Source organism: Brevundimonas sp., from assembly GCF_036405315.1.
Taxonomy (GTDB): Bacteria; Pseudomonadota; Alphaproteobacteria; order Caulobacterales; family Caulobacteraceae; genus Brevundimonas.
Map to the genome: position 1 here is coordinate 1 of NZ_DASWXW010000123.1, position 10,429 is coordinate 10,429.

General features: G+C 68.9%; 10 protein-coding genes. 7 read left to right on the forward strand and 3 right to left on the reverse strand.

The features are described from left to right. A partial coding sequence (locus VGE49_RS07190) for a GcrA family cell cycle regulator (RefSeq protein WP_331033887.1) occupies positions 1–103 on the reverse strand: 103 nt, incomplete at its 3' end. Positions 104–334: 231 nt separating this feature from the next. On the opposite strand from VGE49_RS07190, the gene VGE49_RS07195 reads away from it, so the two are divergent. From VGE49_RS07195 to argF, 4 genes are all read left to right on the forward strand, one after another. Continuing rightward, a complete protein-coding gene (locus VGE49_RS07195; RefSeq protein ID WP_331033879.1) occupies positions 335–1,159 on the forward strand; it encodes an ABC transporter permease in 825 nt (274 codons plus the stop codon). Between the two features lie 51 nt (positions 1,160–1,210). After that, positions 1,211–2,107: a M20/M25/M40 family metallo-hydrolase gene (locus tag VGE49_RS07200; protein ID WP_331033880.1), complete on the forward strand. Its 897-nt coding sequence runs from the start codon at positions 1,211–1,213 to the stop codon at positions 2,105–2,107. A gap of 131 nt (positions 2,108–2,238) precedes the next feature. Beyond that, positions 2,239–3,414 (forward strand): aspartate aminotransferase family protein, encoded by a 1,176-nt coding sequence (locus tag VGE49_RS07205; protein WP_331033888.1) that lies wholly within the window; start codon positions 2,239–2,241, stop codon positions 3,412–3,414. Positions 3,415–3,561: 147 nt separating this feature from the next. Continuing rightward, positions 3,562–4,479, forward strand: coding sequence for an ornithine carbamoyltransferase (gene argF / locus VGE49_RS07210; protein WP_331033881.1), 918 nt, complete (start codon positions 3,562–3,564; stop codon positions 4,477–4,479). Between the two features lie 171 nt (positions 4,480–4,650). Here argF and VGE49_RS07215 read toward each other — a convergent pair whose 3' ends face one another. Continuing rightward, positions 4,651–4,863 (reverse strand): hypothetical protein, encoded by a 213-nt coding sequence (locus tag VGE49_RS07215; protein ID WP_331033882.1) that lies wholly within the window; start codon positions 4,861–4,863, stop codon positions 4,651–4,653. Positions 4,864–5,084: 221 nt separating this feature from the next. Between VGE49_RS07215 and VGE49_RS07220 the strand changes: the two genes are divergently transcribed. The 3 genes from VGE49_RS07220 to VGE49_RS07230 all read left to right on the forward strand — a co-directional run bounded on the left by VGE49_RS07220 (position 5,085) and on the right by VGE49_RS07230 (position 9,724). Next, the gene (locus VGE49_RS07220; RefSeq protein ID WP_331033883.1) at positions 5,085–7,862 is read left to right on the forward strand and encodes an SEL1-like repeat protein; all 2,778 of its coding nucleotides are present in this window, start codon (positions 5,085–5,087) and stop codon (positions 7,860–7,862) included. A 117-nt stretch (positions 7,863–7,979) separates the two neighbouring features. Then, positions 7,980–8,903, forward strand: coding sequence for a sulfite exporter TauE/SafE family protein (locus VGE49_RS07225; RefSeq protein WP_331033884.1), 924 nt, complete (start codon positions 7,980–7,982; stop codon positions 8,901–8,903). Further along, positions 8,903–9,724 (forward strand): TIGR02186 family protein, encoded by an 822-nt coding sequence (locus VGE49_RS07230; RefSeq protein ID WP_331033885.1) that lies wholly within the window; start codon positions 8,903–8,905, stop codon positions 9,722–9,724. The genes VGE49_RS07225 and VGE49_RS07230 overlap by 1 nt, the downstream gene beginning before the upstream one ends. Positions 9,725–9,825: 101 nt before the next feature. Here VGE49_RS07230 and VGE49_RS07235 read toward each other — a convergent pair. Further along, a partial coding sequence (locus VGE49_RS07235; RefSeq protein ID WP_331033886.1) for a 3-hydroxyacyl-CoA dehydrogenase family protein occupies positions 9,826–10,429 on the reverse strand: 604 nt, incomplete at its 5' end.

The following is a 10,429-nucleotide window of genomic DNA, read 5'->3' on the forward strand; positions in this document are numbered from 1 at the left end:
CGCCGCCGCCCAGGGTCTTGGCGATCTGGCTGGCCGACTGGCCTTCCAGCCAGAGCTTCTTCAACGCGCCGACGCGGTCTTCAGTCCAGCTTGCTGCGGTCATGGCCACCCTCCCGGGGATCGGATTCAATATCTTGGGTCGCCGACGAATTTCCCCGCCTCGACCTGCTACTAATCGTAAAGCAGGGCTTAAAACACGCAAGATGTGGCAATTCGGCTGTCCACAGAAACCAGATGTAGTGTGGTTAATGTCCCGTTTTGACTCAGTTTTAGGTCGTCTCGTCGAACGTCGGGCGCCTTGCGAAACCAGCTTTGCGGGCGCATCTGGGCGGCCATGAAGACCGATCTCGCCTCCACCGCCCCTTCCGGCCTGCCTCAGCCGCGTCGTTATGACGGGATCAACTGGGTGGGCCTGCGCACCCTTTACCTGCGCGAGGTGCGCCGCTTCTGGAAGGTGGGCGCCCAGACCGTGGCGGCGCCGGTGGTGACGACCCTGCTCTACATGCTGGTCTTCGTGGTGGCGCTGAAGGGCGCGCGCCCGCCGCTGCACGGCACGCCCTTCGCCGAGTTCGTGGCGCCGGGCCTGATCATGATGGCCATTCTGCAGAACGCCTTCGCCAACGCCTCGTCCAGCCTGATCCAGGCCAAGATCATGGGGACGTCCACCGACTTCCTGACCCCGCCGCTCAGCCCGCTGGAGCTGACTATCGGCTTCACCCTGGGCGCGGCGACGCGCGGGGTGGCGGTCGGTCTGGTGACGGCCCTGTGCGTCCTGCCGTTTGCGAAGCTGGGTCTGGCCAATGTCCTTCTGATCGTCTGGTTCGGCCTGATCGCCTCGCTGCTGATGGGGATGACGGGCGTGCTGGCGGGCCTGTGGTCCGAGAAGTTCGACCACCTGTCGGCGGTGCAGAACTTCGTGGTCATGCCGATGACCTTCCTGTCGGGCACCTTCTACCTGATCGACAGCCTGCCCGAGCCCTTCGCCAGCATCAGCCGCTTCAACCCCTTCTTCTACCTGATCGACGGCTTCAGGGCCGGCTTCATCGGCCACGCCGAGGGCAGTCTGATGATCGGCGTGGTCATGAGCGCGGTGCTGACGGTGCTGATGGGCGCGGCCTGCTGGCTGGTGTTCCGTTCGGGCTGGCGCCTGAAGAGCTGAGCCTTTAGGCAGGGCTGAACGCCCCCTGGGGAGGGGGTAGGGAGGTCCTTCATGCTGTTCCGATCTGTTCTCGCGTCCGCTGTCGCCGCCGCCGCGCTTCTGTCCACGCCTGCCGCCGCGCAGGATGCGGACGCGTTGAAGGCCCAGGTCGGCGCCTATGTGCAGCCGTCCAATAGCGAGCGGATGACCGTTCTGGTGGGCCAGCTGCGCGCCGCGGGCTTCAACCCGACCGTCGAGACCTTCGAGGGCGGCGGTCGCGCCGGGCCGATGCAGGGCTCCAACGTGGTCGTGACGATCGGCGACGGTCCGAAAGAAATCCTGCTGACCGCCCACTATGACGCGGTCAAACTGCGCGACGGGACCATGTCGCAAGGCGTGATCGACAACGCGGGGTCCGTCGTGGCCCTGATCGAGGCGGCCAAGATCCTGCGCGACAAGCCCTTGTCGCACCGTGTCCGCGTCATCTTCTTCGATCAGGAAGAGCTGGGCCTGATCGGCGCCAGGAAGTGGATCGAGGCGCACGGCGTCGCCAATGTCGCCGCCGTGGTGAACTCGGACGTCGCCGCCTATGGCGACACCCTGATGTACGGCCAGAACAACGGGCCGCAGTCGGCCTTCGTCACGCGTGCGACCCAGGAACTGTGCGCCGAGCGGGCGATGCAGTGCGTGGGCTTCCCCGAGTATCCGCCCTCGGATGACCGCGCCTTCTCGGCGGCGGGCGTGCCCGTGGTGTCGCTGGGCTTCCAGGATCAGGTCGGCGCCCACCAGATGTGGCTGGCCTTCAACGGCGGCAAGGAGAACGGCCTGGCCGAGGGCTTCGTGCCCCAAGTCTTCCGCGTGATCCACTCCAAGGACGACGTGATCGAGGCCGTCGAGGGCGCGACCATCGCTGCGGCCGGCGCCACCTACGCCGCCCTGATCCAGAAGCTGGACGCGCAGCTGCGCTGACGGCGATCGGCACGGTGTTGACTAAGGGGCAATAGCGCCCGACAAGTCCCTCGCCCTTTTCTGAAGCGGTCCCGTCGCTGATGCGCCGGGGCCGTCTCGCTTTATGGAGTCTGCCTGTGTCCGGTCATCTGATGGGTGTCTACAATCGCGCGCCGCTGGAAGTGGAGCGCGGCCAGGGCGTCCGCCTGTGGTCCACCGACGGGACCGAATACCTGGACTGCGTTTCGGGCATCTCGACCAACGCGCTCGGCCACGCCCACCCCAAGCTGGTGCAGGCGGTCAAGGATCAGGCCGAGAAGCTGTGGCACGTCTCCAACATCTTCAAGATTCCGGGCCAGGACGCCCTGGCCGACGCCCTGTGCGCCAAGTCCTTCGCCGACGTGGTCTTCTTCACCAACTCGGGCACGGAAGCCGTCGAGTGCGCGCTGAAGACGGCGCGCAAGTTCCACGTCGCCAACGGCCAGCCCGAACGCATCGACATCTACGGCTTCGACGGCTCCTTCCACGGCCGCACCTATGGCGCGATCAACGCCGCCGCCAACCCCAGCTACACCGAGGGCTTCGGGCCCAAGATGGAGGGCTTCCATCAGCTGAAGTGGGGCGACAAGGAAGCCCTGACCGCCGCCTTTGAAAACCCGACCACGGCGGCCGTCATCCTGGAGCCGGTTCAGGGCGAGGGCGGCTGCCGCTCGACCTCGGAAGAAGACCTGCGCTGGATGCGCGACATGGCCGATCAGTACGGCGTCCTGATCATCTTCGACGAAGTCCAGTGCGGCATGGGCCGGACCGGCAAGCTGTGGGCCCACGAATGGGCCGGCATGACCCCGGACATCATGGCGGTGGCCAAGGCCCTGGGCGGCGGCTTCCCCATCGGCGCCTGCCTGTCGACGGCCGAAGCGGCCAAGGGCATGACGGTCGGCGCTCACGGCTCGACCTTCGGCGGCAACCCCCTGGCCATGGCCGTCGGCCAGGCCGCCTTCGCCGAGGTGTCGTCGGACGCGATCATCGCCAACGTCAACGAGGTCGCCGGCTATCTGAAGCAGCAGCTTCACGGTCTGGCCGAACGCTTCCCTGACGTGATTGTCGAGGTGCGCGGCAAGGGTCTGCTGGTCGGCGTCAAGCTGGTCCCCAACAACCGCGACTTCATGGGCTGGGCCCGCGACGAGGCCAAGCTGCTGATCGCCGGCGGCGGCGACAACCTGGTCCGCATCCTGCCGCCGCTGAACATCACCCTCGAAGAGGCCCGCGAGGCCGTCGAGAAGTTCGAAACGGCCTGCGAGTTCGCCCGGACGAAGCTGGCGGCGTAATCATCGATCGCTCATCCCCGCGGAAGCGGGGACCCAGTTCTGTTTCTCGACGACGGCGGAACTGGGCGAGCGGCGGATGACAAGATTCGGGCGTTCTGCGTCCAAAGGACTGGGTCCCCGCTTCCGCGGGGATGAGCGGAGTTAGATATGGTCCGTCACTTCCTCGACATCCACCGGCTGGACGCCGCCGATCTGCGCGCCGTCCTGGACGACGCCCACGCCCGCAAGCAGGCGCGCAAGGGCTGGCCCCAGGGTCGTCCCGACGCCGACGCGCCGGGTCAGGACCGCGTCCTGGCCATGATCTTCGAGAAGAACTCGACGCGCACCCGTTTCAGCTTCGACGCGGCCATTCGTCAGCTGGGCGGCTCGGCCATCATCGCCACGGCCGCCGATATGCAACTGGGGCGCGGCGAGCCGGTCGAGGACACGGCCAAGGTCCTGTCGCGTATGGTCGACGCGGTGATGATCCGCGCCAACAACCATGAGGACGTCGAACGCTTCGCCCGTGTCTCGACGGTGCCGGTGGTCAACGGCCTGACCGACCGCAGCCACCCGTGCCAGATCCTGGCCGACCTGTTGACGATCGAGGAGCATCTGGGGCCGGTCCGGGGCAAGACCATCGCCTGGATCGGCGACGGCAACAATGTCTGCCACAGCTTCATGCACGCCGCGCCCAAGTTCGGCTTCCACCTGAAGGTGGCCTGCCCGGCGGAATATCATCCCGACCTGCGCGACCTGGAGAAGGGCGGCGCCCACGTCCACCTGACCTCGGACCCGCGCGAGGCCGTGGTCGGCGCCGACGTGGTCGTCACCGACACCTGGGTGTCGATGGGGGATCAGGACTATGAGGCGCGCCTGGCCGCCTTCGAGCCCTATACGGTGGACGAGGCCCTGATGGGGCTGGCGGCGCCCGACGCGGTCTTCCTGCACTGCCTGCCCGCCCACCGCGGCGAAGAGGTGACGGACGCCGTCATCGACGGTCCGCGTTCGCTGATCTGGGACGAAGCCGAGAACCGCATCCACGCCCAGAAGGCGGTGCTCGCCTGGTGTTTCGCTGGCGACTGAAAGCCGCCTCTCTTTGAAGAAGAGGCCCTAACCCCTCGCCCGCGGGGCGAGGCTGCTTGAGGGCCGTTTTCCTCCCCATTTCATGGGGAGGGGGACCGCGCAGGGGTGTAGGGGCGGCGCAAACCTCCCCCGTCGAGGTGCCCCCTCCGTCACGGCCGCCGCGCGCCCGCCTCAGTAGGGCGTCGGGAAGGTCCGGCCGCTCAGCGTCGAGACCAGGTGGATCAGCAACAGGAAGCCGAGCGCCGCCGACGCCAGCATGATGAAGCGCCACGGCATCATGCGCGGCCCCCTGGTCAGGTCCGGCGGACGCGCGCCGCGCCAGCCGGAAAAGACGGCGACGGCGCTCGCGGCGGCCAGCAGGGTCAGGGTCAGCGAGGGGCTCATGGCGGGGGCAGTTGGCGTCTGGGAGGCCGCTTCGCAAGCTCAAAACCCGGGAGAAAGCGAATCTAAACGCGACGTTAACCATATCGGCGTGAAAAGCGCCCGACCGCGTACAAGCGCCACAGGTGATTCCTTCGCCCCAGGCGCCAGATGTTGCGGTTAACGACACGTTTACACGCTTGATCTGGAGCGGTAGCGTCCCACAAAGCTCGGGAGGCGAATCAGTGAGCGCAGCAGCGCCGTGGAGCGTGAAGGGGATCGACCCCAAGGCTCGCGAGATCGCCAAGGACCTTGCGCGCCGTTCGGGCATGACCCTGGGCGAGTGGCTGAATTCCATGATCATGGACGAGCCGGACGAGGACGAGGGGGTCACGCCCCTGCCGCGCCGCACGCCCATTCCCGATCCCTATGATCGCCGCAGCCGCTCGCGCCGTCTGGACGACGCCTACGGCTATGATGACGACCGCGCCAGCCGGATGGGGGCTTCGCTGGAAGTCATCGCCGAGCGGCTGGAGGGCGTCGAACGGCGCTCGACCCTCGCCATTCAGGGCGTCGATCAGGCCGTGGCCGGTCTGGTGCGTCGCATGGAGAAGCAGGACGAGGTCGGCCTCGGCTACGCCCGGCGCATCGACGACATCGCCGACGAGCTGCGCGAAGGCCACAAGCGCCTGCGTCGCTTCGAGCAGGAAGCCGGCCCCCGGACCGAGGAAGGTTTCGCCAGGCTGGACGCCGCGCTCGGCGCTGTCTCCAGCCGCCTGTTCGACCTGGACGAGCGCCAGCGCACCGCCATCGGCGATCTGCGCGAGCGGATGGAGGCGGTCGAGAAGGCCGCCGGTCCGGGACCCGGCGCGGATGTTCTGGCCCAGGTCGGCGCCCGGCTGGACGAGGCGCAGGAGCGCACCTCCGAGGCCCTGAAGGGGCTGGAGCGGTCGTTCGCCGCCCTGGACCTGCGTCTGCGCGACGCCGAAGGCCGGATCGAGCCCGAGCACGCCCGCGAGGCCGCCCGCTTCGAGAAGCTGGCGGAGACCCTGACTCGTCAGGTCGAGGGCAGCCGCGTCGAGATGATGCGCCGCCTCGACGTGGCCGAGACCGAAGGTCGCGTGGATCGCATCGAGCGCGCCCTGGCCGCCGTCGGCGACCAGACCCGCGCCGCCGAGCAACGCTCGGCCGACGCCGTCGAGGCCATGGGCCGCGAGGTCCTGCGCATCGCCCAGAACCTGAACGCCCGGGTCGAGAAGGTCGAGGCCGGCGGGGCTGCCGATCAGGTCGCGGCGCTCGGTCGCGAACTGAACGAGAAGCTGGACCGCGACATGGGCCGCTACGCCCAGGCGATGGACCAGCGTCTGACCCGATCCGACGATCAGCACGCCCTGGCGCTCGAGCGATTGGGCGGCGAAATCACCCGCATCTCGGATCGTCTCAGCGAACGCATCGCCCAGTCGGAGCGCCGTTCGGCGCAGGCGCTGGACGACATCGGCCGCCGTCTGGCCGAGAACACCGACAAGATCGAGCAACGCTACGACCGCGCCTCGGGCGATCTGGCCGAGCGGATGCGTCAGAGCGAGGAACGCACCGCCCGGCTGCTGGCCGAGGCCCGCGAGAGCATGGAGCAGCGCGGGACGCGCGCCGGACGTCGCGAGACCCCGTTGGAAAGCCCCGAGCCGACGCCGTGGAGCCCGGCCGAGAGTCCGAGCGGGGACTGGCGCGCGGCCGCCTTCGCCGATCCGGTCGAGGACTGGTCTGACGATACTCTGGGCGGGGCGCTGGACGCCGCGCCCTTCCCCGCGCCGCCGGCGTCCGATTCCGAGCCTGCCTTCGCCGACCCGCTCGAGGTCGAGCCCGCCGCGCTCGCGCCGTTCGGCTCCAACCCGGAGCCGGCGCGCTTCGGTTCGATCTCCGTCGATCTCGCGCTTGAGGTCGAGCCCGCTTTCGACGACTTCGGCGGCGCCGACGTCAGCGATGTTCTGGACGAGCCGACGGTCGGCGGCTTGCCGCCGCTGGTTGACGCCCCCGCGGACGACGGCGGCTTCTCGGCCGAGAACGACTTCATCGACCCAGCGGCCCTGCAGGCGGGGGCGGCCGCGGGCCGCGCAGCCTCGACCCGCGACACCCTGGACGCCGCCCGCGCCGCCCTGACGCCGGCCGCTGACGAACCGCGCCAGGCCTTCGGCCTCAAGATGAAGCGCGGCGGCAAGTCCAAGCTGCAGGAACGACTGGACAAGCAGGCGTCGCGTGAAGGCTCGACCATCCGCAAGACCCTGGGCGCCTCGGCCGTGGCCGCCCTGGTCATGGGCGGGGGCTACGCCTCGCTGCAACTGGCCGAAGGCTCGGGCCTGATCCTGCCGGACATGGCGGCCCTGACGGGCGGAGCCGGCGCCGCCGCGACGCCGAGCACGGCGCCTCTGGCCGCGGTGGCGCTGGACGCCGCGCCCACCGACGCCGTGCCGTCGCCCGACGTGGCCGCGACCGAGGGGGCGGCCCTGTTCGCCCGCGCGGTTCAACTGCTCGACAACGGCGACGACAGCGGTCTGGAGGCGCTGAAGCGCGCAGCCGATCTGGGCCATGCGGGAGCGCAACTGCGGCTGGCGGGTCTCTATCAGGACGGCGGCGCCGGACTGGCCCCCGATCCGGTCGAGGCGCGTACCTGGGCGCGGCGCGCGGCCGAGGGCGGCGAGGCCCGGGCCATGCACTATTACGCCATGCAGCTTTACGACGGCGAGGGCGGAGCTCGGAATCGCGTCGAGGCCCTGACCTGGCTCAAGAAGGCCGCGGAGGCCGGCCGCGTCGACAGCCAGTACAACGTCGCTCGCCTCTACGAGCAGGGCGACGAGGGGGTGGCTCCCAATGCGACCGAAGCCTTCAAGTGGTACATGATTGCGGCCCGACGCGGCGACCAGCAGGCCCTGGCGGCGGTGCAGCGGCTGACGCCCCTGACCTCGGCCGAGACCCGCCGCGTGGCGCGCGAAGCCGCCGACGCCTTCACGGTCGAGCCGGTCGCGTAACCGAGCGGGCTGAAAGGCCGGCGGGGGTGGCGGTTCGTCGCGGCCCTCGCTAAGACCAGAAGCCTAGTCGCCTTTCCGGCGCTGTTCTGCGTTCCCTTCCAGCCGAAGGCGCGTGCCGTGGATATTTACCTGCCGATCGCCGAGGTTTCGGTGAACTGGCCGCTCCTGGTGATGCTGGGGGCGCTGGTGGGCTTTGTCTCGGGCCTTTTCGGCATCGGCGGCGGCTTCCTGATGGCGCCGGTTCTGGTCTTCATGGGCATCCCCCCCACCGTGGCCGTCGCCAGCCAGGCCAGCCACGTCGTCGCCTCCTCGACCTCGGGCGTAATCCGCTATTCGGGCATGAAGGCGGTCGATTACCGCATCGGCGGCATCATGGCCGTGGGCGGGGCCCTGGGGGCGCTCGCGGGCGTCGAGCTGTTCCGCTATCTGCGCCTGCTGGGTCAGGCCGATCTGGTCGTGGCCCTTTCCTACCTGGTCTTCCTCGGCGCGATCGGCAGCATGATGCTGTACGAAAGCCTGAACCAGATCCTGCACCGGGTGCGCGGCGAGACCCCGCCGCGCAAGGAGCGACGTCGCCCCATGTGGCTGTACGGCCTGCCCTTGCGCATGCGCTTCCCGCGTTCGGGCCTCTACATCAGCGCCATTCCGCCCTTTGGCCTCGGCGTCTTCGCGGGCGTCCTGTCGGCCATCATGGGGGTGGGCGGCGGCTTCATCCTGGTGCCGGCAATGCTCTATGTGCTGCGGATGAAGGCCAATGTCGTGGTCGGGACCAGCCTGTTCCAGATCATCATCACCACGGCCATCACCACCATCCTGCAGGCCGGGCGCAACCAGACGGTGGACATCGTCCTGTCGACCATCCTGCTGCTGGGCGGGGTGGTGGGGGCCCAGTTCGGGGCCCGGCTGTCGGGACGGTTCCGCGCCGAGGAGATGCGCGCGGCCCTGGGGCTGATCGTCCTGCTGGTCGGCATCCAGATGGGGCTGGAGTTGTTCGTGCGGCCCAGCGACCTCTTCCTGCTGGCGCCGGGGGTGGGGGGCTGATGATTCAGGCCCTGCCGCCCGAACCCGCGCCCATCGTCGTTCCGGCCGAAGTCGGAACGGTTGAACGCTCGGTCGCCACCGAGGGCGAGGTGCGCGTCGCCGCCGCTCTGACCGACGCCCAGGTCCAGGTCGACTCCGGCTTCCGCGGCGCCTCCATCGTTCTGTATGGCGCGGTGTTCAATCCGACCGACACGCCCGCCGACGTGGTGGTGGTGGTGCGCGGCCCCGACGCCCCGGTGCGGCTGGTCAAGAAGACCCGCAACATGGGCGTCTGGCTGAACAGTCGTCCGGTCCTGTTCGAGGGCGCGCCCGGCTTCTACATGACCGCCTCGACCCGACCCCTGTCGGACGTGGCGGACTTCGGCCAACTTAGGCGTCTCGGCGTCGGCGTCGATCACCTGCGCATCGACGCGCCGCAGGAGAGCCGCACCGTCACCCGCTACGGCGTGCGCGACGTGGTGGTCAGCCGCCTGGGCGAGAACTACCTCGAATGGCGCCGCGCCGTGATCCGGCTGAAGGAGGCGGCGGCCCTCTACGACACCGATCCCGACGGGGTGCAGTTCGTCGACAAGGGCCTGTTCCGCGCCGAGGTCGAACTGCCGACCGTGGCCCCGACCGGAAAATACTACGCCGAGGTCTGGCTGTTTCAGGAGGGGGCGCCGGTGTCGGTGTCCAACCTGACCCTGACGGTCGAGAAGGTCGGGCTGGAGCGCGACATCTACGAGTTCGCCCATCGCCGGCCGTGGTCCTACGGCGTGCTGTGCGTGATCCTGGCGGCCCTGACGGGCTATGCGGCGTCGCGGGTGTTCAGGAGCAGGTAGGGTCGCTATCGCGCGCCGCGCGGCAGCGCGCTGCTTGAGCGACGTTGGAATGAAAGGGCGGCTCCGAGGAGCCGCCCTTTCCGTTCAGCCTGTCGTGAAGATCAGGCCGCCTTCTTCTCCGGGGCGAAGCGGCCGTAGAAGGTCTCGCCCTTGGCGGCCATCTCGCGCAGCAGTTGCGGGACCTGGAAGCGGTCGCCGTAGCGGGCGGCGTAGTCGTCGGCCCTGGCCACGAAGGCCTTGAGGCCGGTCTGGTCGATGAAGGTGATCGGGCCGCCGGTCCAGGGCGCGAAGCCCCAGGCCAGGATGGCGCCGACATCGGCCTCGCGCGGGTCGTCGATGACGCCCTCTTCCCAGCAGCGGGCGACCTCGATGGCCTGACGATACAGCAGGCGGTGCTTCTGGTCCTCGACCAGTTCGGGCGTCGAGTCGTTGATCGTGACCGGGGCCAGATCGGACAGGCCTGCCCACAGGGTCTTGGGCTTGGTGTCGTAGTCGTAGAAGCCCTTGCCGTTCTTGCGGCCGTAGCGGCCCAGGTCCTCGACCATCTTCTGCACGATATGGGCTCCGGGCAGCGGCACATAGGCGTCGCCCAGGTCGGCCTGGGTCTGCTTGGCGACCTTGACCGACAGGTCCAGCGCCACGTCGTCGTGCATTTCCAGCGGGCCGCGCGGCATGCCGGTCATGCGGCCGATGTTGTCGATCAGG

Excerpts from the sequence above, each read along its gene's own strand:
- VGE49_RS07195 (WP_331033879.1), top strand. The coding sequence starts at position 335 with ATGAAGACCGATCTCGCCTCCACCGCCCCTTCCGGCCTGCCTCAGCCG.
- VGE49_RS07200 (WP_331033880.1), top strand. The coding sequence starts at position 1,211 with ATGCTGTTCCGATCTGTTCTCGCGTCCGCTGTCGCCGCCGCCGCGCTT.
- VGE49_RS07205 (WP_331033888.1), top strand. The coding sequence starts at position 2,239 with ATGGGTGTCTACAATCGCGCGCCGCTGGAAGTGGAGCGCGGCCAGGGC.
- argF (WP_331033881.1), top strand. The coding sequence starts at position 3,562 with ATGGTCCGTCACTTCCTCGACATCCACCGGCTGGACGCCGCCGATCTG.
- VGE49_RS07215 (WP_331033882.1), bottom strand. The coding sequence starts at position 4,863 with ATGAGCCCCTCGCTGACCCTGACCCTGCTGGCCGCCGCGAGCGCCGTC.
- VGE49_RS07230 (WP_331033885.1), top strand. The coding sequence starts at position 8,903 with ATGATTCAGGCCCTGCCGCCCGAACCCGCGCCCATCGTCGTTCCGGCC.